Annotated in this window: 18 protein-coding genes; 10 read left to right on the top strand and 8 right to left on the bottom strand. The window is 54.3% G+C overall.

Going from position 1 to position 22,552, the window contains the following annotated elements:
- Nucleotides 1–54 precede the first annotated feature (54 nt).
- Nucleotides 55–1,344 (top strand): nicotinate phosphoribosyltransferase, encoded by a 1,290-nt coding sequence (gene pncB, locus LG297_RS18085; RefSeq protein WP_404422737.1) that lies wholly within the window; start codon nucleotides 55–57, stop codon nucleotides 1,342–1,344.
- A 15-nt stretch (nucleotides 1,345–1,359) separates the two neighbouring features.
- Here pncB and LG297_RS18080 read toward each other — a convergent pair whose 3' ends face one another.
- The 5 genes from LG297_RS18080 to LG297_RS18060 all read right to left on the bottom strand — a co-directional run bounded on the left by LG297_RS18080 (nucleotide 1,360) and on the right by LG297_RS18060 (nucleotide 7,092).
- On the bottom strand, nucleotides 1,360–1,590 hold the full coding sequence (locus tag LG297_RS18080; RefSeq protein WP_404422735.1) for a hypothetical protein: 231 nt from the start codon (nucleotides 1,588–1,590) through the stop codon (nucleotides 1,360–1,362).
- 52 nt (nucleotides 1,591–1,642) lie between these two features.
- Nucleotides 1,643–2,200: an NUDIX domain-containing protein gene (locus tag LG297_RS18075; protein WP_404422733.1), complete on the bottom strand. Its 558-nt coding sequence runs from the start codon at nucleotides 2,198–2,200 to the stop codon at nucleotides 1,643–1,645.
- Nucleotides 2,201–2,279: 79 nt separating this feature from the next.
- On the bottom strand, nucleotides 2,280–2,504 hold the full coding sequence (locus LG297_RS18070) for a hypothetical protein (RefSeq protein WP_404422731.1): 225 nt from the start codon (nucleotides 2,502–2,504) through the stop codon (nucleotides 2,280–2,282).
- Nucleotides 2,505–2,773: 269 nt separating this feature from the next.
- A complete protein-coding gene (locus tag LG297_RS18065) occupies nucleotides 2,774–5,131 on the bottom strand; it encodes an ATP-binding protein (protein WP_404422729.1) in 2,358 nt (785 codons plus the stop codon).
- A gap of 44 nt (nucleotides 5,132–5,175) precedes the next feature.
- On the bottom strand, nucleotides 5,176–7,092 hold the full coding sequence (locus LG297_RS18060; protein ID WP_404422727.1) for an ABC transporter substrate-binding protein: 1,917 nt from the start codon (nucleotides 7,090–7,092) through the stop codon (nucleotides 5,176–5,178).
- A gap of 461 nt (nucleotides 7,093–7,553) precedes the next feature.
- Here LG297_RS18060 and LG297_RS18055 point away from each other — a divergent pair, with 461 nt between their 5' ends.
- The 4 genes from LG297_RS18055 (at nucleotide 7,554) to LG297_RS18040 (ending at nucleotide 10,401) form a co-directional block, all read left to right on the top strand.
- On the top strand, nucleotides 7,554–7,838 hold the full coding sequence (locus LG297_RS18055; RefSeq protein WP_404422725.1) for a hypothetical protein: 285 nt from the start codon (nucleotides 7,554–7,556) through the stop codon (nucleotides 7,836–7,838).
- A gap of 71 nt (nucleotides 7,839–7,909) precedes the next feature.
- Nucleotides 7,910–9,124: a hypothetical protein gene (locus LG297_RS18050; RefSeq protein ID WP_404422723.1), complete on the top strand. Its 1,215-nt coding sequence runs from the start codon at nucleotides 7,910–7,912 to the stop codon at nucleotides 9,122–9,124.
- A 118-nt stretch (nucleotides 9,125–9,242) separates the two neighbouring features.
- Complete coding sequence (locus LG297_RS18045; protein ID WP_404422721.1) at nucleotides 9,243–9,602, top strand: TraR/DksA family transcriptional regulator; 360 nt, start codon at nucleotides 9,243–9,245, stop codon at nucleotides 9,600–9,602.
- A gap of 46 nt (nucleotides 9,603–9,648) precedes the next feature.
- On the top strand, nucleotides 9,649–10,401 hold the full coding sequence (locus tag LG297_RS18040; protein WP_404422719.1) for a hypothetical protein: 753 nt from the start codon (nucleotides 9,649–9,651) through the stop codon (nucleotides 10,399–10,401).
- 54 nt (nucleotides 10,402–10,455) lie between these two features.
- On the opposite strand, the gene LG297_RS18035 is transcribed toward LG297_RS18040, so the two are convergent.
- Both LG297_RS18035 and LG297_RS18030 read right to left on the bottom strand, forming a co-directional pair.
- Nucleotides 10,456–11,127: a response regulator gene (locus tag LG297_RS18035; protein ID WP_404422717.1), complete on the bottom strand. Its 672-nt coding sequence runs from the start codon at nucleotides 11,125–11,127 to the stop codon at nucleotides 10,456–10,458.
- 60 nt (nucleotides 11,128–11,187) lie between these two features.
- Nucleotides 11,188–12,591 carry a cache domain-containing protein gene (locus LG297_RS18030; RefSeq protein ID WP_404422715.1) on the bottom strand — a complete coding sequence of 468 codons (1,404 nt, stop codon included), beginning with the start codon at nucleotides 12,589–12,591 and terminating at the stop codon, nucleotides 11,188–11,190.
- 434 nt (nucleotides 12,592–13,025) lie between these two features.
- Here LG297_RS18030 and LG297_RS18025 point away from each other — a divergent pair, with 434 nt between their 5' ends.
- From LG297_RS18025 to glcF, 4 genes are all read left to right on the top strand, one after another.
- Nucleotides 13,026–16,493: a pyruvate carboxylase gene (locus tag LG297_RS18025; protein WP_404422713.1), complete on the top strand. Its 3,468-nt coding sequence runs from the start codon at nucleotides 13,026–13,028 to the stop codon at nucleotides 16,491–16,493.
- Between the two features lie 16 nt (nucleotides 16,494–16,509).
- Nucleotides 16,510–17,994, top strand: coding sequence for an FAD-linked oxidase C-terminal domain-containing protein (locus tag LG297_RS18020; protein WP_404426965.1), 1,485 nt, complete (start codon nucleotides 16,510–16,512; stop codon nucleotides 17,992–17,994).
- 90 nt (nucleotides 17,995–18,084) lie between these two features.
- On the top strand, nucleotides 18,085–19,326 hold the full coding sequence (glcE, locus tag LG297_RS18015; RefSeq protein WP_404422711.1) for a glycolate oxidase subunit GlcE: 1,242 nt from the start codon (nucleotides 18,085–18,087) through the stop codon (nucleotides 19,324–19,326).
- Nucleotides 19,326–20,645, top strand: a complete 1,320-nt coding sequence (gene glcF, locus LG297_RS18010; RefSeq protein WP_404422709.1) for a glycolate oxidase subunit GlcF — start codon at nucleotides 19,326–19,328, stop codon at nucleotides 20,643–20,645. The genes glcE and glcF overlap by 1 nt, the downstream gene beginning before the upstream one ends.
- Nucleotides 20,646–20,735: 90 nt before the next feature.
- On the opposite strand, the gene LG297_RS18005 is transcribed toward glcF, so the two are convergent.
- Nucleotides 20,736–21,026, bottom strand: a complete 291-nt coding sequence (locus LG297_RS18005) for a hypothetical protein (RefSeq protein ID WP_404422707.1) — start codon at nucleotides 21,024–21,026, stop codon at nucleotides 20,736–20,738.
- A gap of 392 nt (nucleotides 21,027–21,418) precedes the next feature.
- Here LG297_RS18005 and LG297_RS18000 point away from each other — a divergent pair, with 392 nt between their 5' ends.
- A complete protein-coding gene (locus tag LG297_RS18000; protein WP_404422705.1) occupies nucleotides 21,419–22,447 on the top strand; it encodes a PstS family phosphate ABC transporter substrate-binding protein in 1,029 nt (342 codons plus the stop codon).
- Nucleotides 22,448–22,552: the final 105 nt, after the last annotated feature.

Raw genomic sequence — 22,552 nt, 5'->3', positions numbered from 1 at the left:
CGGCATCGATACTTATGTCAAAGCGAACATCTTTGCCATTCCGACAGGTGGTTCATGACCGTTACCGACATTGCCACGCGGACCTACAATCACAACTTCAAGCTTGATCCGATTATCCGCAGTCTTCTGGATACGGATTTTTACAAGCTTCTGATGTTGCAGGCAATCTGGCAGGAGCATCCCGATGTCAGTGTTACCTTTTCGCTGATCAATCGCAGCCATCATATAAGGCTTGGCGATATCATCGATGAAGGTGAAGTGCGCGCGCAGCTTGACCATGCGCGAAGCCTTCGTTTTTCGCGTCAGGAACTGATCTGGCTGGCGGGGGCGACATTTTACGGGCGCAGCCATATGTTCAAGCCGGAATTCATCCGCTGGCTGGGCGATTTCCAATTGCCGGAATATGAATTGCGCAAGATCGACGGGCAGTTTGAACTGCATTTTTCCGGGCCATGGACGCATAGTTCGATGTGGGAAACACCGGCCCTTGCGATCATTACCGAATTGCGGTCGCGTGCGGTGTTGCGCAATCGCGGGCGGTTTGAACTTGATGTGCTGTATGCGCGTGCCAAGGCCAAGCTTTGGGAAAAAGTCGAACGGTTGCGCGATTTGCCGGACCTTGTTCTTGCCGATTTCGGCACCCGGCGGCGGCATGGCTTTTTGTGGCAGCGCTGGTGTGTCGAAGCCCTGAAAGAAGGGATCGGCAACCGGTTCATCGGCACGTCAAATGTGTTGCTGGCAATGACCGCGGATATCGAGGCGATTGGCACCAACGCCCATGAATTGCCGATGGTCGAAGCGGTGATTTCAAAAACCGATGAAGAACTTGCGGCGTCGCCTTATCGGGTCCTTGAGCAATGGCGCCAGTATTACAGCGGCAATCTTCTGATTGCGTTGCCCGATACATATGGCACGGCGGCGTTCCTTAAAGGTGCGCCGGACTGGCTGGCGGACTGGACCGGATTTCGCCCCGACAGTGCGCCACCGATTGAGGGTGGCGAACAGATCATCCGATGGTGGGAAGAACATGGCAGGGACCCGCGCGAGAAGCTTCTGGTGTTTTCAGACAATCTCGACATTGATGCGATTATCGAAACCTATCTGCATTTCCATGGCAGGGTCCGCATGAGCTTTGGCTGGGGCACGAACCTGACCAATGATTTTCGCGGTTGTGATCCGGCGGGGGAACAGGGGCTTGAGCCTATGTCGCTGGTGTGCAAGGTGACAAGTGCCAATGGGCAACCGGCGGTCAAGCTTTCGGATAATCCGGAAAAGATTTCGGGCGATCCAAAGCAGGTTGAACGTTACATCCGGGTTTTCGGGGACCCTGCGCAACAGGCCTGATCCGAACAAGGCGGATCAGAGAAGAATGTTCAGATAAGTCCCGCGCCGCGCATTGTGGTCAATCTGGTCGGCGGCGATCAGATTACGCAAGCGGGCAAGCTGGGCGGCGATGAAGCTGTCGGGGGATGGCTGATCGGTGTTGGCAGCCACACGACCGCGCGCACCCGAAGGCACGCCTTGCGGCATGGAGCGGGCATCGTGAAGGCCCGTTTGTGTGGCACTACTGCCGATCCGGTTGGTTGCCATGAGTTTATCCGTTCTGAAACTGCAAAAACATTAGCATGATCAACGGGTTTTGTCATGAAGTTGCCGTGTCGTCATTTCCCATCCGGGCAGAGGCCCCCGGCGGGTTGCCAAATGGCGGAAAGACATCCTGTCCGATGGCATCCCGATGATGATGCAGGGCCCAATGCACGGTTGGGAAGGCGATGTCGTCCCACGGGATATCCTCCCAGTGAAACAGACCGACATCAAGACTTTCCGGGCCACAGGAAACATCGGGACTGTTCAGGGTTGCACGATAGAGCAATTGCAACTGGCTGATATGGGGCAGGTCATAAAGGCACAGCAAACGATCAAGCGAAAGATCGGCGCGGGCTTCTTCGTAGGCTTCGCGTGCGGCCCCGGCGGCGGATGTCTCACCGATTTCCATGAAACCGGCAGGCAGCGTCCAAAAGCCCTTGCGCGGATTGATCGCGCGACGGCACATCAGATAGCGGTCTTCCCAGGTCGCGACGACACCGACGACGACTTTTGGATTGTCATAACGGATGTAACCGCAATCGGGGCAGCTTAGCCGTTCGCGGTCATCACCTTCGGGAATGATTTTTTCACGGGGGCCGGATGGTTTCTGCATGGGGACAGGATACATCCCGAAGCCACGCAGAAAAAGGGGTGGTTAAAACCACCCCGAGGAAGCTAACGAGAGGGAAAAATCACGTTAGAAGATTGACGCGGGTACCGCGTGAGCCGCTGGTCTCAAGCGGCTGATGTTCTGTAACGATAGAGCCGATAACCTGTGCAAGGCCCGTGGCCTTCTGGATCGAAGAGGTTGCTGCGGCAAGCGGTGCCGACACGCCATCTTTGCCGCCACCCGGCGTGATGGCGTCATTTACGGCCTGTGCTGCTGCGCTAAGTCCTGAGCCTGCTGAACCGATCATTGTGTCCTCGTCTCGAATTCCGTGAAGTTGTAATACCGCCACCGGCGATATCGCGTGCTTCTGACTTACAGATTAGGGTTCGGTTAACATATTTAAAGTGACCACCGTCACAGCGCACCTGCATGGCGTGATGACGTTTTTGTGAATTTCATAAAATCAATGGCTTATGGGTTGTTGCCCAAAAGGAAATTCTCGCGCGTGTTCGGTAGGGCCGTACGCAAGGGATGGATCACTCTAATAATTTGAGCGAATCGATTTATCGAAAGCAGCTAAAGACGATGACGTTCGGTTTTTTGCGCAAGGGCCTCGTGAATGGCCTTTTGCAACTGGGCGGGGCGGAACGGCTTTTTGACGAAGATATAATCGCCCAGCATCTTTTCCATTTCCTTGCGGGTTCGGGCCGGATAGCCCGACATGAAGACGACGGCTATTTCGGGATATTGACGCTGTGCTTCAATGGCAAGTTGCGGGCCACTCAACCCCGTCATCACGACATCGGTCAGGATAACGTCTATGCGGTCTGTCTTGTGTGACTCCGTAATGATCTGCAAGGCTTCTTCTGCGCTGCGGGCAACGATGGCATCAAAGCCTGCATCTTCGAGAATGATTTTGGCGGTGGTCCGCAGTGACTGTTCATCATCGACAACCAGCACGCGTTCGCCATTGCCAGGGAAATAATCAATCTCGCGCGTGGCCAGAACCTGCGCTTTCCCGGCTTCGCAACGTGGCAGATAAATTGAGAAGGTCGTGCCTTCACCCTCGACACTTTCAACATCGATAAAGCCGCTCGATTCCTCGACCCAGCTATGAACAATCGACAGGCCAAGCCCGGTTCCCTTGCCGGGTTCCTTGGTCGAGAAGAAGGGTTCGAAAATATTGCCAAGGATGTCAGCGGGGATACCCGTGCCGGTATCCTGTACCGTAACCACGACATAATCGCCTGCGGCCCCTTTGGGGAAGATGTCATCTTCGTCATCGGGGGATCGTTCATCGGCGGGCGGAATGCTCGCGCCATAGCATGAAATCTGCAATGTGCCACCATCGGGCATCGCATCACGGGCATTGATCGCAAGGTTCAGGATGCATGCCGAAAGCTGCGTTGGATCAACACGCGTATATAGTGGGGCATCATTGGCCCAGATTTGCAATTCGATCCGGTGTTCCAGAAGGGTGATCAGCAGCTTTTCCATTTCGGTAATGGCTGTATCGACCTGAACGACGGTCGGCTGATCGATCCGGCGGCGCGAGAACATCAGAAGCTGATCGGCAACACTGGTGGCACGTTCGCCAAGCGATATCACATGATCAAGATATTCCCGGACCCGGTCGGGATCGTCGATTTTGGCGCGCGCGACTTCGGCAAAGCTGAGAATACCGGCAAGACAGTTGTTGAATTCATGTGCTACGCCGCCTGCCATCTGACCGACGGCCTCAAGTTTCTGCGACGTGGCAAGCTGGCGCTGCAATGCCTGCTGTTCTTCGGTCGCGCGATGTTGTGACGTAACGTCGCTGCCGGTGCCGCGATATCCCTTGAACGATCCGTCAAGATCGAAGACCGGGACACCGTTGATCCGGCCAAAATGTTTTTGCCCTTCACGCGAAGTCCACGAAAATTCGAAATTCTGGAATGCAAGATGGCTTTCAAGCCTTTTGACCAGACTGCCCCAGTTATGATCCGTTTCGGCCTTGAGGCCCAGTTTGTCAAAGGATTGGCCCTGCGGGGAGCCGTTCAGTTCCTCGATCAGCTGATAGAATTTATAGGATGCAAATGTGATTTTCAGATCCGGTCCCATTTCCCAGTACCAGTCGGCAGACGACAGGGTAAAGTCACGAAACCGTTCTTCGCTGTCGCGGAGGGCTTCCTGGGCGATCTGGTGCTGGTTGGTGCGCCGCTCCAGACTTTCGGCCATGGTGTTCAGGCCACGCTCAAGCGAACCGATTTCGTCCCGACCGGCCGGTTTCAGGCGGGCGCTGAGCTTTCCAAACTGGATTTCAGAAACAAATTGCGCGGCTGTGATCAGGCGACGCAGAACGGTTTGCTGCATGAAAAGGAAAATCAGTCCCGACGTCATCAGAATACACAGAACCGAGCCGATCAGCAGAACTGACTGCATCTGGCGCTGGCTTTGTTCCAGACCGAGGGTAGAAACCTTGAAATAAGCAAACATGAAGGGCTGGTTGGCATTCAGGCTGAACAGCGGCGTGATGCTGACCATGTTGCGTCCATCCGGACCATCGGTGGTAAACAGCACCTGACTGCGCAAATCAGCAGAAAGCCGGTCTTTGGGGAAATCGGGGACAGAAGCAATATCCGATCCGATCAGCATCGGGTCCATCGCGTGATAGATCGTACCGTCAAAGCCGATGGCCATGGCTTCACGAAGGTGCGGGCCCAAAAGCAGTTCGAGCTGTTTGGGATCGCTGATTACGGAAATCTTGAGCTGTTCATCCTGAATCAGGCGACCGGGTGCGCTGATCTGTTCGGCAATCCGCCGGTCAATCTCCGCACCGAAATACTGAACATAATAACCGCCAAAGAGGCCAAGCAGGATGGTTTCGACAATAACAATTGCGACCCCGATCTTGAAAACCAGACTGCCAAACAGGCGGTCAAAAAGTTTCTTCACGCCAACCTCTAAACCCTGGCCCAGCCTGATTGCCGGTCATTCTGTTATTGGCTCTCAAGATAATACTGGGATGGATTGGTCGGTGCCGGTGTGGCATAGCTCCAAGCCGCAGGGATGACCTTGGGAACATTCTTGAAGTTTTTTGCCACGAGCCCTTTGCGATTGGGCGGCAAGGCAATTCCCATAACGTAAAACTGATTTGCGCTGATGTCGAGAATATCGCGCATAAGTTTATTTTGTTTTTCAGCATCTGCCGTCGCTTTCAACTGGCTATACAGTGCCAGCTGACGAATGACTTCGGCGGGTGGCTCAACCGCATCGGGGTTTTCGGGGTTCGCATACCATTGCGCCCAACCGGTCGCGTACCAGGAAGATTCGCTTGATACCGGAAGGTAATTGATCGGAATCACCATCGCATCAAGTCCGCCGTCACCACCCCATGCGCTGGCATGATGATCATTATTTTCACGGGTCGCGACAAACACGTCTCGCGACAGATCACGTGCCGTAACATCAAGACCGATATCGCGCCAGTAATCTACGGTGGCAGCAAGCATCTCGTAACGAGCTGCCCCGTCGGTATCAATCGTAAAGGACAGGCGTTTCCCGTCAGGACGCAGCAGGAAGCCCTCATCGTCTTTTTCAGTCAGGCCGGCATTGGCGAGATGGCTTGCGGCAAGCACAGGATCATAGGTGATGAATTGCCGGGCCAGAACAGTATGATAAAGTGGACTTTCAGGACGCGGAGCCGCCTGATGCGGAAGGGCCCCGGGGACGAAACGTGCGATGATACTGTCGCGGTCTATCGCGTGCGACAGGGCAATACGGAATTCCTTGTTCTGGAATATATCTCGAAGTACCGGGTCCTTGTCATTGAGATTAAGCGACAGGGTCAGGATATTCATGTCACTTTCGATCAGGGTAAAGGACTGAAGATTGTTGTTGGCGGCAAGAATCTCGTCAACCCGGCGACCAATATGACGTTCCTGCATATTGACCTTGCCCAATATTGCGACATCACCCGCTTCATCCTTGCTGCGGATCAGACTGAACGAGACTTTGTCGATATAGGGTAATTGCCGCCCACCCGGATCTATTTTCCAGTAATACGGATTGCGCACGGCAACCAGTGGGTTGTCGCTGCCATAAACGCCGGTCAGGACCCATGCATTCAGCGTTGGAACCCCGGGGTTGAGCCAGCGATCTGGATCGTCAATCGTGCCGGGCTTTCCGAAAACGGACAGGAAACGTTCCTTCCAGCCCTCAAAACCAAGTTTCCGAGCCTGGCTGTCAGCATCTTTGTTGTATCTGGGAAGCAGCGGTTTGAGGAAATGTGCCGGATAGCTGACCGGTTCGACACCTTCTGGTCTGGCAAGAAATGTCGGGAAAAGACCGTAAGGTGTGCTGAAGCGAAAACCGACCGTGTTTTCATCGATTTTTTCGACACGTACCGGATCGCCGTCGGTCGTCAGCCATTCCGGTATGGCATTGTCAAATGCCGGATTTATCAGGATATCTTCGTACCAGAACACAATATCTTCGGCGGTGAACGGGGCACCATCCGACCAGCGCATTCCCGGACGCAACCGGAAAATGAATTCGGTCGCGTCACTGCTGGGCTGCATCGACAGGGCGACATTGGGAATCGTATCGGTCCATTGCGGCGTCCAGCGCAAAAGCGGTTCATAGCCTATCGTCCGGATCAGAAGGGCATGGTCGCGTTCGGAATTCTGGGCCATATGCCAGGTGCCGCCATACTGGCCAAGCTTGTCGTTTGGTGTGACGATCATTGGTGTGCGCGGGAGCCTTTCGGCGGCAGGTGGCAGTTTGCCACTCTCAACGGCTTCTGCCAGCATGGGGGCTTCGCCGAATTCGACTGCATGGGCATCATGTTGTGACGCACCCATAATGGCGGCCAGTATCGATACCAGCGATATAAAGCTTCCCACTACCCTATGCACTTCGGGTATCCCCTGAATGTTTTTTTGCCTATCGAAAAGTATCGATATTCCTATTCTTAGGTGGTGAATATCTCATGGTTGAACCTAGGTAAAGTTCATATGTCTGTTTTATCATTCTTCTTAAGATGCGAGGACAGGCAATCCTTTACAACGCATTGCGTGTAATTTTCCTATGTGCATCTTTTTTGCCGGATAAACAACATACCGGGTCACGAAATCCATTTCAGTGCCGAAAAGACCCTATCGCCCTATCTGGAAGCGGGTGCCCTGTTGAAAAGGAGGTATCCCATAGTTTGTGCGCATTTCCTGACCGGCAAGACAGGAATTGCCGGACATAATATATGACAATGGTTATCGACTAAAGTTCAAGATGCTCCAATATGGCTGATTCCCATATCAGGCTGCGGGCCTCCTTCTGAAATTCCTTGCTTCGGTGCGTCAATCGGGGTGACAATTTCGAAATGGTCGACAAATCTGATTTATCAAACGGGGCAAAGGTGGGCGACGGGTATTTGCCCGGTCCCAAACCTTGTGCACCAATACCGCGTTACGAGCCCGGAACATCTCCGGATCGTCGACACACGCCAAGCCTGTCTGATGCAAACAGTGAGGGCGAAGGATTTTCTGTTGCGGGGATTGAAGGCCGGATCGATCGGCGCAAAGCCAATATCGCCAGTCATATGGTCGATACAGACCCCGATCAGGCGCTTCGTGTTATCAGGCATTGGCTTGCCAACACTGATTGAACGATCTCTTTCACTTTGCATTTTGAACATCTCCTGTTTAACTCGCAGATCAAACAGACAGCGGGGCAGGCGTGACAGATTTCAATTCACTGATCGAGCAGCAATTTTGTGCATTCGATTCAGATTATCTTGCGAAAAAGAGTTCCTACGCCGACAGGCTTGCACCGCTTGAGGAAAGGCTGATTGCAGCCCAGCAAACCGGGAACAGCATGGCAGCATCGGATCAGTATATGATCGAATGCAAGTGGCTGCTGCTTTACACCGCTGACTGGGATACTCTTGAAACGAAGATTGTGCAGTTTGAAAAGTCCCTGAAAAACAAGGATCAGGACTGGGCCGAGGAACAGGTGGCAAGCGATGGTTCGTGGGGGCCATGCTATGACCAGTGGTTTCTGAAGGTGGATGCGATGATTGATGCGATCAACGCATTGGCAGACGACGGGGTTGCACCGGATTATCCACTGACTTTTATGGCACCGATTGCTACGCCATCCGATCTTGTTGCCTGGCTGAACAGTCAGAAAACGTCACGGATATTTGCCGATGGTCTGGACCGTCGTGATGCATTGGGTGCGGTTAGTGCCGCACTGTCAGAAATGTGTTTCAAAAGCGAAATCCGTGACTATTTCCGCAAATATGTCAAAGGTTTCGATCTGAGCGATGATTATATCGCGGCTTATAAAAGCTGGCTGGATGACTGGCAGGACGGACAATCGGGATATTGGGGTGGCTGGTTTGAAACAGATGCTGGCGATATTCTTAAAAGCCCGGACCTTAGCCTGACCTTTCACAATATTTCCTACCAGCACGGCAAGGTCGAGCTATGGCCCGCCATCTTCAAAACGACGCTGGCGATCCGTGATGATGCCTATCCGTTCGGCTGGAAACACAATGGTGATTTCAACAATCACAACAATTATGACGTTGCCAAAATCTTTGATCTTGGCTGGGACGAAGTCGATAGCTCTAGCCAGAAATCGGCATCGGCCGACATTTCCACGATCCTTGACTGGTGTCTGACCAAATCCATGACACCCGATGGCGGGTTCATTGATGATCCGACTTTCTATAACTCGGTCGGGGCGGCGTATTATTACGGTGTCTCGTTCCTTGACCAGATTGGATATTTCGGCACCGATATTCCGTTCTGGACCGATCATGCATTTGCCGATGGCCCGGCACTGTGTGGCAAGATCCAGAAAAAGATGAAGGCCGAAAAACTCGATGATGACGAGGCAGAGGCCGCAATGGAAAAGCTGGTCGATGCCTGCGGCAACTGCGCCTGAACAGGACTAAGCATGCCTGAACACAGGGGGGCGAACAAATTCGCACGCCCCCTTGGCGAAACCCGTCGATTGCTACCCATATATAAGAAATGGCGGCAACTAACGGTGAGGGACCAGAATGTCCGATCGCAGAGACATCGACATTGCATTTTTGCGCCAACGACTTGAGGAACGGCGCGCGGATATCATGGCGCATTCAAATCATTCCGAAGATTACCGAAAGCCTGTCGAACTTGATCAGCAGGCAGTCGGTCGTCTGTCACGCATGGATGCGCTTCAGAACCAGCAAATGCATCTGGAGCAGGAACGTCGCCGCGCTGCCGAACTTGATCGTATCGAAAAGACACTGGCGCGGATTGAACATGCCGATTACGGCTATTGCCACAACTGTGGCGAGGAAATCGAAAAGAAGCGTCTGGAGTTTGATCCGACCACACCGCTATGTGTCGACTGCGCCGATCATGTTAAGCATAGCTAGGAATGGTTGGAGAAAACCGGTCAAACCGAATTAACGTATCCGATATATGGCAGATCAAAAGGCGAAGCATGCCGGGTCGAGAAAATTGATCGGTTGGGGCAGGATCGCAGCATGCAGTCTGGTTGCATTGCTGATTTTTTTGATGGATCGCGGCCCTGCAAAAGCGCAGCAAAACAATTGTGCGGTTGCACGTGCGCCGGATGCGCGCCTTTCCTTTATCAATAAGGCCCCGATGCTGGATCGTCACCGATCCGTCCGCTGGCTGAACAACCGTGCCAATCAGGGCAGTCGTTATATGGTGACCGGCCTGACCGAATATGAACTTCAGGCTCAGTTCGATATGCGGCTTGAACCCGTCGAAGTTGCGGTAGGGCGGTTCTGTCTGTATCCGATCCGGATCAATCCGAAAGTCGAGGTTGTCAAACATCTGGTTTATGTGGCATCCGAACTGGAACGCGGGACCTGTGAATATGACGTGGTTTATGCCCATGAAGGGCAACATGTGCAGATCAATCAGCATATGGAACGCGATATCCAGCGCGAACTTGATGCCATGGTTGCCGAAATTACGGCGGACTTTGCCGCCATGCGACCAGTTGGGGCAGGGGATGTACAACGTTTGCAACGTCGGCTGCTGGCCCAGTATGGCCGCGATTTCACACGTCGTTTACGTGTGATCGATCTTGCGCGGCGAGACGATCATCGTGCCATTGATACGCCATCCGAATATGAAAGATTGTCAAAGGCATGCGGGCCCAATTCCGCCTTTCAGACGACTTTGCCACAGGCTCTGCGGTAAGGGGCAATCAATCAGGCCTCTGCCCCGTGTGGTCTGTTATGGGGGCATCGGAGGCTATGGCGTACTGTCGAGCGTCACCAGCCCTTTTTCAATTGCATAGCGGACCAAACCGGCTGAACTGTCGATATCAAGTTTGCGCTTGATATTGCGGCGATGGGTTTCGACCGTGCGCACACTGATATCAAGTTCGCGTGCAACATGCTTGTTGCTTGCGCCCTTTGCCAGAAGACGCAAAACCGTTCGTTCCCGCGTGGTAAGCGGCATACCGTCGTCGGATGCCTTCTCGGCGCTGCTGATATGGTCAAAAGTCGGGCTGTAAGCTTCTCCGCCATTGGCGATTGCCTCGATTGCCCGGACCATATCGTTGGAGGACACGTCTTTCAGGATAAAGCCGCGTGCCCCGGCCTGACGGGCGGTGCGCAGATATTCCGGGTTTTCATGCATGGTCAGGATGATGACCTTGATATCGGGCATGGTTTCGCGGAACTTCTCGGCAGCTTCAAGCCCGTTCATCACCGGCATGGAGATATCCATCAAAACGATATCGGGTTTGACATTAGCGGCCAGCGACAGGGCTTCCATGCCGTTGCCGGCTTCGCCGACAATGTCGATATGGTCATAGCATTCAAGGCGTGAACGAATGCCATCCATGACCAGCGCATGGTCGTCGCACAGCAAAACACGAATGGGACGGTTGGACGAATAGGCGATAGTTGCGCTGCTCATGGTCAATTCAGTTCTCTGTCACATTGCTGAAACATCTGGGCCGAAACATCTGGTGCCACCTTAGCCGCTGATGGCGGTTACGGGTAGATCATTATCACGCGAAACCGGAATATAGGCCGTGATGGTTGTGCCATCGTCCGGTTCGGATTTGACGGTCATGCCGCCACCGTGGAATTCCATGCGTTCGCGCATATTGCGAAGACCGATGCCGGCACGAGGATCGCGGTTGCGAATATAACGGTTGGTTTCAAAACCGATACCGTTATCAATGATTTTCATCACGACACTCTGGCCTTCGCGGCGGATCGTGACCTTGATATGCGTTGCATCGGCGTGGCGTTCGATATTGGTCAGGGTTTCCTGCAAGACGCGATAGAGCGTCGTTTTCTTTGCGATATCGAGAACCACATCAATATTGTCGGATTTGACTTCTATCTGCATGCCGGACCGGTCCGCCAGTTCCTTGCACATGCTTTCAATGGCCGGGCGCAGGCCAAGATCATCGAGAACCGCCGGGCGCAGGTCGCGCGATATGCGCCGTACCTCATGGATGGCATCCTGCAATCGTTTGGCAGCCTTTTCCATCGGTTCGGTTGCGGCATTTTTTTCCGGTCCAAGGCGTGCAATCGCCGTTTCGACCGAATATTTGACGGAAACAAGGATCTGGCTGATGCCGTCATGCAATTCGCGCGACACCCGCAAGCGTTCCTGTTCCTGTACATCGACAACCCGATGGGTCAGTTCCTTTAACTTGGAATCGGCCAATTTGCGTTCGGAAAGCGTGACGACGGTGCCCGAAATACCGACCAGCAAAACCGCCAGAATGGTGATGCCGACGATGGAAATGGTGGTGTCGCGGATATGGGATGATACCTCGGTCTCGATTTCCTGTACCTGTTCGGAAATATCGTCGATATAAATCCCGGTGCCGATCATCCATCCCCATTTATCAAGCATCAGGGAATAGGAAATCTTTTCGGCCGGTTCCCCGGTTGAGGGTTTTTCCCAGACATGTTGCAGGAAATCGCCCCCTTTTTCGGCATTGAAGATCAGGGCCTGAATGACGGAATTTCCGTTCAGGTCCCGCAAATTCCAATAGGTCCGTCCAAGACGCCAGGGCTGCGGCGGGTCGACAAGGGCCGTGCCATCGTGGTCATAGATAAAGAAATAGCCGTCTTCGCCATAGGACAGGTCTTCGATAATGCTTTTGACCCGTTCCTTGGAAACGGCATCCAACGGGCTTGCGACCGAATAGATGTGGTCGATGGATGCCATGGCGAGTTCAAGATAGCTTTTAAGCTCTTCCTTGCGGGCTTCGAGGATGTTGCGTTCGAACGTTCTGATTTCGGCTTCGGCCAGTCGTTCTGCCTGTGCAAACACCAGATAGGAAATTGCCGCCGCCGCCAGAACCAGAGGCAGGATCGACAGGAGCAAAAACTTTAGTCGCAGGTTGATTTTGGGCATGGGCACAACGGTCTCGAATGCAGGAAGATTTTTCGCGCCGGACAATATCACAAAAGCATCAAAAGTCTGCGCCTGATCGCAGGTTGCGAACCTTTGGGTTGCATTGCGTGCGGGCGCGATTTTCCACATGGTGAAAAGGGACTGGCTGCCATAAAGCAAAATTGGTATTACCAATTTCGAAGATCATGCTTTGACAGAGGCAGCGCATTGCGCATATATCAGACACGTCGCCTGCCCACCGGGCGCCAGGAACCCTGGATGCACTGCACGCGTTTTAACGTGGCAGACATCCTTTATCGCCACAGATGGTATGGCGTTGCAGGCATCCCGCACCGCAACGCATTCCAGGATCATATCGTGGCGTTTCTCTTGGTTTTCGGCAGGGGCGCACAGGGACGCGCCTGCCGTGCAAATCTGGTAGGAGCCCGGTGTCAATGACGCGTTCTGCACCAAAGCGTATCCGTAAACTTCTGGTCGCGAACCGCGGTGAAATCGCGATTCGTGTTCTGCGTGCCGCCAACGAGCTTGGCATTCGCACAGTTGCCATCTTTTCCGACGAAGACCGTTTTGCCCTGCACAGGTTCAAAGCCGACGAAAGCTATACCGTCGGTAAGGGCAACAAACCCATTCGTGCCTATCTTGATATCGAGGATATCCTGCGCGTCGCCCGCGAAGCCGGGGCTGATGCGATACATCCCGGTTACGGCTTCCTGTCGGAAAATCCGGATTTCGCCGATGCCTGTGCTGAGGCAGGAATTACCTTCATCGGTCCCGACTCCGAAGTCATGCGGACATTGGGCAACAAGGTTGCCGCGCGTAATCTGGCGGAAAGTGCCGGTGTGCCGGTGATGCCGGCATCCGGCGCGCTGCCTGATGATATGGACGAAGTTGCCCGCATTGCCGATCAGGTCGGTTATCCGATCATGCTGAAAGCCAGCTGGGGTGGTGGTGGCCGCGGGATGCGTGTCATCGAGAATTCCAAGGATCTTTCCAAACAGGTCCTGGCTGCCAAACGTGAAGCAGAAGCCGCATTTGGCAATGACGAGGTTTATTTCGAAAAACTGATCCGTCGCGCCCGTCATGTCGAAGTGCAGCTTCTGGGCGATACGCATGGCACCCTGGTGCATCTGTTTGAACGTGACTGTTCGGTTCAGCGTCGTAACCAGAAGGTCGTTGAACGCGCACCGGCTCCCTACCTTGACGAAGAACAGCGGAAAGAACTTTGCGAAGCGGCGCTTCGTCTGGGGAAGGCCGCAAATTACGTCAATGCGGGGACTGTCGAATTCCTGATGGATGTGGATACATCCAAGTTTTACTTTATCGAGGTCAATCCCCGCATTCAGGTCGAACATACCGTGACCGAATGCGTGACCGGATTTGATCTTGTGAAGGCGCAAATCCTTGTTGCGCAGGGGGGGCGTATTGGCTTCCCGTCGGAAACCGGTATTCCGTGGCAGGACAAGATCAAACTGCGTGATCATGCGCTTCAGTGCCGCATCACGACGGAAAACCCCGAAAACAGCTTTGTGCCGGATTACGGGATCATCAAGGTGTATCGCGGGGCGAACGGTTTTGGCATTCGTCTGGATGGTGGCACAGCCTATTCCGGGGCGGTGATCACACCGTTTTATGACAGTATGCTGGAAAAGGTCACCGCATGGGGCAGCACCCCGCGCGAAGCGGTCGACCGAATGGACCGCGCCCTTCGCGAGTTTCGTATTCGCGGTGTTGCGACCAACCTGGCGTTCCTTGAAAACCTGATCAATCACCCGAAATTCCGGGCCGGTGAATATACCACGCGGTTCATTGACGAAACGCCCGAACTGTTCAAGTTCGTGCGCCGTCGCGACCGCGCGACCCGTTTGCTGCGCTTCATTGGCGAGGTTACGGTGAACGGCAATCCGGAAGTCGAAGGCCGGGTGGTGCCGACAAACCTGCATGCGCCGGTGATGCCCAAATCCATTGATCTGGGCGAAATCCGTCCGGGTACCAAGCAGAAGCTTGACCAGTTGGGGGCCGAGGGATTTTCTCGCTGGATGAAGGATCAGAAACGGGTATTGATCACCGATACCACGATGCGTGATGCGCATCAGTCGTTGCTGGCGACCCGGATGCGGACATTCGATATGCTCGAAATCGCGCCTTATTATGCGCATGGGCTGCCGGAACTGTTTTCCCTGGAATGCTGGGGCGGGGCGACATTTGACGTCGCAATGCGGTTCCTGAAAGAAGATCCTTGGGATCGTCTGGTCAAGTTGCGTGAACGGGTTCCCAACATCCTGACACAGATGCTTTTGCGGGCGTCGAACGCGGTCGGTTACACCAACTATCCCGACAATGCGGTCGAATATTTCGTCAAGCAGGCGGCAGAACACGGCATGGATGTTTTCCGTGTCTTCGATTCCCTGAACTGGGTCGAAAACATGAAAGTTGCCATGGATGCGGTTCTGAAAACCGACAAGCTGTGCGAGGCAACCATTTGCTATACGGGCGATATTTTTGACGAGAAACGCCCGAAATATAACCTTGATTACTATGTCAAAATGGCCCGCGAGCTTGAGGCATCCGGTGCGCATATCCTGGGACTTAAGGATATGGCGGGGGTTCTGCGCCCGGCGGCGGCAACGACCCTGATCAAGGCGTTGAAGGATACGGTCAATATTCCGATCCATTTCCATACCCACGATACCAGCGGCATTTCGGCGGCAACCGTGATTGCCGCGATTGATGCCGGGGTGGATGCGGTGGATGCTGCCATGGATTCGATGTCGGGTCTGACATCGCAGCCAAACCTTGGTTCGATTGCCAATAACTATATCGGGCAGCCACGCGATCCGGGGCTGAATACAGAGGCGCTTAAAGAAGTTTCGACCTATTGGGAACAGGTCCGGCGGTATTATGCCGGGTTTGAAAGCGATATTCGCAGCGGCACATCGGATGTTTATGTCCATGAAATGCCCGGCGGCCAATATACCAACCTGCGCCAGCAAGCACGTTCCCTTGGTATCGAGGAACGCTGGCCCGAAGTGTCGAAAGCCTATGCCGCAGTCAATAAGATGTTTGGCGATGTGGTCAAGGTGACGCCGAGCTCGAAGGTTGTCGGTGACATGGCGCTGACGATGGTAACGTCGGGCATTAGCGAAAAGGATGTGCTGGACCCGAAAAAGGACATCGCATTCCCCGATAGCGTCATTTCGTTCTTCCGTGGTGAAATCGGTCAGCCGGTGGGCGGCTTCCCGCCAGCCCTTCAGCGCAAGGTGCTTAAGGGTGCCGAAGCCCTTTCGGATCGGCCGGGCAAGTCGATGCCGCCGATTGATTTCGAAGCAACGCGCAAGGAAATCGAAAAGAAAACCCATCGCAGCATCAGCGATGCCGAGGTCGCATCTTATGTGATGTATCCCAAGGTGTTCCTTGATTATGCCGAACATCGCAGCCACAACGCCGATGTTTCGATCCTGCCGACCCCGGTTTTCTTCTATGGGATGAGCCAGAATGACGAAATTTCCGTCGATCTGGAAAAGGGCAAGACGCTTGTAATCCGGTATCTTGCGACATCCGAAGGCGGGGACGAGGAAGGCAATCGAACCGTGTTCTTTGAACTGAACGGTCAACCCCGGACTGTCAAGGTTGCCGACAAGACATTGGCCGCCACGGGCAAGGTCAAGCCAAAGGCCGAGGATGGCAACCAGCTTCATATCGCTGCCCCGATGCCAGGCCTTGTCGTCGAGGTCCATGTTGCCGAAGGCCAGAAGGTCAAGGCGGGTGATGTAATGTGTTCGCTTGAGGCAATGAAAATGGAAACCGCAGTTCATGCGGAAAGGGACGGGGTTGTGGCCACCATTCATGCCCCTGCCGGTACACAGGTCGACAGCAAGGATTTGCTGATCGAATTAAGGGAGTAAACTTCGCATGCTTAGGATGCCTGAGCCGGATCAATCGACCCTTGCGCGTCGCGAGGATATCATTGCCGCCATGCGGGACATCGTGCCCAATGACGGCGGGGTCATTGTCGATGAAGACCGGCTCAGGCCCTATGAATGCGATGGGTTGATGGCCTATCGCCAGCTTCCGATGATCGTGGTCCTGCCCGAAAATACCGGGCAGGTCGCGGCCATCCTGAAATATTGTCATACCCACAAAATCCGTGTCGTTCCGCGCGGGGCGGGCACCGGCCTTTCGGGCGGGGCGTTGCCGATGGCGGATGCGATCACGATCAGCATGATGAAATTCAACCGCGTGCTGGATATCGACTGGGACAATCGGGCGGTCGTCGTGCAGCCCGGTGTCACCAATCTTGGCATCACGCGGGCGGTTGAACATAAGGGGTTTTATTATGCCCCGGACCCGTCCAGCCAGATCGCCTGTTCAATCGGTGGCAATATTGCGGAAAATTCGGGCGGTGTACATTCCCTGAAGTACGGACTAACCACCAACAATGTCCTTGGTGTTGAAATGGTCACGATCGAGGGTGAAATCCTTCGGATCGGGGGCAAGGGACTTGAGCAGTCGGGATATGACCTTTTGGGGGTTGTTACCGGGTCCGAGGGATTGCTGGGCATCGTAACCGAAGTCACGGTCAGGATTTTACGCAAACCCGAAACCGCACGTGCACTCTTGCTTGGCTTTAACAGCAGCGAGGAAGGCGGCAATTGCGTTGCCCGGATCATTGCCCACGGGATCATTCCGGGCGGTCTTGAAATGATGGATGCCCCGGCGATCAAGGCGACCGAGGATTTCGTGCATGCGGGTTATCCGCTTGATGTCGAGGCGTTGCTGCTTGTCGAACTCGACGGGCCAAAGGTCGAGGTTGATTATCTGATTGAACGGGTGGGCGCGATTGCCAGCGAATGCGGTGCGGTCTATTCGCGCATTTCCGAAAGCGAGGATGAACGGCTGCTGTTCTGGTCGGGGCGCAAGAATGCCTTTCCGGCGATTGGGCGGATTTCGCCCGATTATATCTGTATGGATGGCACTATTCCGCGCCGACGTCTGGCCGAAGTCCTGACCGGAATGCAGGTTTTGTCGCAACGCCACGGGTTGCGGGTGGCCAACGTGTTTCATGCAGGCGACGGCAATCTGCATCCGCTGATCATGTTTGATGCCAATCAGCCCGGCGAACTGGAACGGGCCGAGGCATTCGGTGCCGATATCCTGAAACTGTGTGTCGAGGTTGGCGGGGTCTTGTCGGGCGAACATGGGATTGGTGTCGAAAAACGCGATCTGATGCCGGAAATGTTTACCGACGACGACATGAAGCATCAGGAACGTCTGAAACTGGCGTTTGACGAGGATGAATTGCTTAATCCCGGCAAGGTTTTCCCGACCTTGCATGGCTGTGGGGAGCTTAAAACCCTGCATGCACGCGAAGTTGCCAACAAATTCCCGGATATCCCGCGCTTTTAGGCCGGAACGAAAAACGAGAAGAAAAATAATCCAGCCACCGGTTCCCACCAACCGGTTGGCAAGGATCAGGAGAGGAAGAGAGAAACCATAATGGCGGAAGTCATATCCCCCACCACGCCAGAACAATTGCGCGAAGCCATTAGTTGGGCGCTTGGTTCCAAGGTCCCGCTGGAAATCATTGGATCGGGCAGCAAGAAAACATATGGACATGCGGTTGCAGCCGACCATGTTCTGGACCTGTCGAAACTGACCGGGGTTTTGTTTTACGAGCCCGAAGAATTGGTGATGTCTGTGCGGGCGGGCACTTCGCTTGCCGAAATCCACGCATTGCTGCGCGACAAAAACCAGCAATTTCATTTTGAGCCCGGAAATTTTCCGGGTCTTCTGGCCGATGGGATTTCTGATCATGCCGGGACGATTGGCGGGCTAATTGCAGCCAATTTGTCGGGGCCGCGCCGCATAAAGGTTGGTGCGGCGCGCGATCATCTTTTGGGGTTTGAGGCCATTAGCGGCCGGGCCGAGGATTTCAAATCCGGCGGGCGGGTGATGAAGAATGTGACCGGGTTTGACCTGTCAAAGCTGATGGCGGGATCGTTCGGCACGCTTGGCGTGATGCACACCATCACCATGAAAGTCATGCCGCGCGACGAGAAAACCCGAACCGTTCTGATCGCCTGTGACGATATCGAGAGTGCCGGGCGTGCGATGACGCGTGCCATGGGCAGCGAAAATGAAGTTTCTGCCGCAGCATGGATTGGACAGGAACAGGTTGGAAAACTTGGTGCGGACAGTGCGACCGGTATGGGGGCGGGGATTGTCGCATTGCGGGTTGAAGGACCGGCCCCCTCGGTTGCCTGGCGGTGTGAGGCATTGCGCAAGCTTATGACCGATATTGGCGTTAGTGAAGAACTTCATAGCACCAACAGTCATGCGTTCTGGCAGGCGGTGGCCGATGTTGCCCCGTTTGCTGGCGGGACAGGATTGTTGTGGCGTGTTTCCGGGCCACCGGCATCGGGCGGTACGATTGCCGCGACACTGGCGGCTGAAACCGGCGGGAAAATCATGATGGATTGGGCGGGGGCACAGACATGGCTGCATTTGGCCGGGGCCGATGCGATGGCCGATAAAGTGCGCGACATTGCCGTGTCCCACGATGCGCGGGCCGTTCTGGTACGCGCGCCCGAAGATATCCGAAATCAGGTGCCGGTGTTCCATGCCGGGGATGCGGCCTTGGCGCGGATCAATGCCAGAATCCGCGAAAATTTTGACCCCGAAGGTATCCTTAACCCGGGGAGGATTGGAAAGATGATTGCCAAAGGGGGAGACGCGTAATGCAAACGAACTTTACCCCCGCCCAGCTTGCCCATCCGGCAATCGCCGAAAGCGAACAGATCCTGCGCAAATGCGTGCATTGCGGATTTTGTACCGCGACATGCCCGACTTTTGTGACGCTGGGGGATGAACTTGATAGTCCGCGCGGGCGGATTTACCTGATCAAGGACATGCTGGAAAACGACAAACCGGCAACCGATAAGGTGGTCAAGCATCTGGACCGGTGCCTGTCGTGCCTGTCCTGCACGACGACATGCCCGTCAGGTGTCGATTACATGCATCTGATCGATAATGCGCGCGCCCATATCGAGGAAACCTATGACCGGCCGTTTGCGGATAAATGGCTGCGCCGGATTTTATCGATTGTCGTGCCAAACCCGACGTTTTTCAGGCTGTCGCTGATCGGGGCGAAACTGGCATCGCCATTCGCAAACCTTTTGCCCGGCCGTCTGAAGGGCATGGTGAAAATGGGCGCACGGCATATGCCGCCGCCAAGCTGGGTCGACAAACCGCAGGTGATCCCGGCTATTGGTGAACGCAAAGGCCGGGTCGCAATCCTGACTGGCTGTGCGCAGCAGGTTCTTGAGACCGAGATCAACGAGGCAACCGTGCGTTTGCTAACACGACTGGGGATCGAGATCGTGGTTGCCCAAGGGGCAGGTTGTTGCGGGTCGCTTGTTCATCATATGGGCAAGGAAGCGCAGTCCCATCATCAGGCCAAAGCCAACATTGATGCCTGGAGCAATGAACTTGCGGGCGAGGGACTTGATGCGATTGTCATTACGGCATCGGGATGTGGCACAACGGTCAAGGATTACGGGCATATGTTGCGCAATGACCCGGTATATGCGGCAAAAGCGGCCAGAATTTCGGATATTGCCTGTGATGTGACCGAATATCTTGCCGGGATTGATGTTCCGGTGGACTGTTTTGCCGGTGCGGCACATGGCGGAGCACGGGTTGCCTATCATTCCGCATGTTCGATGCAGCATGGCCAGAAAATCATCCGCGAACCGCGCGACCTTTTGAAAAAGGCCGGGTACGACGTGCTTGAAATTGCCGAGGGGCATTTATGTTGCGGGTCGGCGGGGGTTTATAACCTGTTGCAGCCCGAAATCGCAGGCAAGCTGCGTGAACGGAAACTCGGCAATATCAGAAATACGGCCCCCGACCTGGTTGCGACGGGCAATATCGGATGCATGGTGCAGCTTGAAACAGATGCGTTAAAGGTTGTGCATACGGTACAGTTGCTTGACTGGGCGATGGGGGGACCGGTCCCTGAAAAGCTTTTGCCCCACTATGCCGAAAAGATCGCCTAGCCAAAGATTTGACCTTTAAATGCCAAAGCCCGCCGACAAAACGTCGCGCGGGCTTTTGTACAACTTGGCAGGCGGTTTTGGGGAAATCGCTTATTTCGCAAGCAGACTGGTGGCAATACCTTCGGCGGCGGAGCCTTCGCTGCTGTCTTCGGCGAAGGCAGCGGTTTTTTCGCGAATCCAGTTTTGCACGTCGGCTTCGCTGACATCGACCTTTGTTGCCATCACCGCAATGACGGCTTCCATGGCAAGCACATGAGACGCAATGTTGTTGACCGCCACATGCAGGTCATCAATGTGGCGTGATGCGGCCTCGGACATGTCGCCCAGCTCACCGGAAAGCTTCTGAACCAGTTCCTGAATCTCATCGAGCGAAGTGCTCATTGCTGTCTCCCTTTTTGCGCTCTGCTGCGCCAGAGTGTCCCCAACGGTTTGATATCTTATGAACAAGCTTCGTGTTTTCCCCCGTCTTTGTAAAGGCGGGGGCGCGGAGAACAGCCAATGCCGTGATTGTGTAATGTTACAGTTTTTGTAAGCAAGCCTGTGAAAATCGAGCAATCCAATGCCGAGTTGCCGGTTTCGGGTCTGGTTTTGCACGGGTGCCAATTCGTAAAAATAATTGAGAAATAAAGGATTTCAGAGAGTCGTTTGCATCTCTGATACGTTGTCACATAACGTTAACAAAACTGACGCAATACCGTAAGCACCCGGCGTTAGAGTCCGCCTCGCAGATCGTTGCACCGTTCCACTCCGGAACAATCAATGGGGAATTTACCATGAAGAAGACTCTTGCTGTTGCGGCGCTGATGAGCGTTGCCTTTGCTGGCGCGGCCCATGCACGCGACCAGATTCGTATCGTTGGTTCGTCCACCGTTTTCCCGTTCGCAACTGCGGTTGCTGAAGAATTCGGTAAAACCACCTCCTTCAAGACTCCGGTTATTGAATCGACCGGTTCTGGCGGCGGCATCAAGCTGTTCTGCGCAGGTGTTGGCGAACAGCATCCGGACATCACCAACGCTTCGCGTCGTATCAAGAAGTCCGAAGTTGAAGCCTGTGCCGCGAACGGCGTTGCAGAAGTTACCGAAGTCAAGGTTGGCTATGACGGTATCGTTCTGTCGAACTCCAAAGATGCACCGCAGCTTGACCTGACCAAGGAACAGATCTTCCTGGCGCTGGCCAAAACCGTTCCTTCGAAAGACGGCAAGTCGCTGGTCGACAACCCGTATAGCACCTGGTCGGAAATCGATCCGAGCCTGCCGGACATCAAAATCGAAGTCCTTGGCCCGCCCCCGACCTCCGGTACCCGCGATGCCTTCACCGAGCTGGTACTTGAAGAAGCTTGTGACTCCTTCGATGCCATCAAGGCAATCAAGGACAACAAAGATCAGCATGGTGCGGTTTGCAAAGGCGTTCGTGAAGATGGCGCCTACATTGAAGCCGGTGAAAACGACAACCTGATCGTTCAGAAACTCGAAGCCAACCATGATGCATTTGGCATCTTCGGCTTCTCGTTCCTCGACCAGAACGGCGACAAGCTTCAGGGTTCCCTGATCGCTGGTGTTGCTCCGACCTTCGAAGCGATCTCTGCTGGTGATTACCCGGTTTCGCGTTCCCTTTACTTCTACGTGAAGAACGCACACGTTGGTACCATTCCGGGTATCAAAGAATATCTGACCGAATTCACCGCCGACAAAGCTTGGGGTGGCGAAGGTTACCTTGCTGATCGTGGCCTCATCCCGATGGATGCAAGCGAGCGTGAAGCCGTTCGCAATGCTGCGCTGAACCTTGCTCCGCTGAGCATGTAACGCGATCTTTCAACCGGTGGTGGCGTTTGCTGCCACCGGTTTCTTTGTTTTCAGGCTTTAATTGATTTATTCTTGGACCTGCCTTAAACGCGCACCAAGTTTTTG

Source organism: Thalassospira australica, assembly GCF_044790785.1.
Lineage (GTDB): Bacteria > Pseudomonadota > Alphaproteobacteria > Rhodospirillales > Thalassospiraceae > Thalassospira > Thalassospira australica_A.
This window is presented reverse-complemented; position numbering and strand designations above follow the sequence as displayed.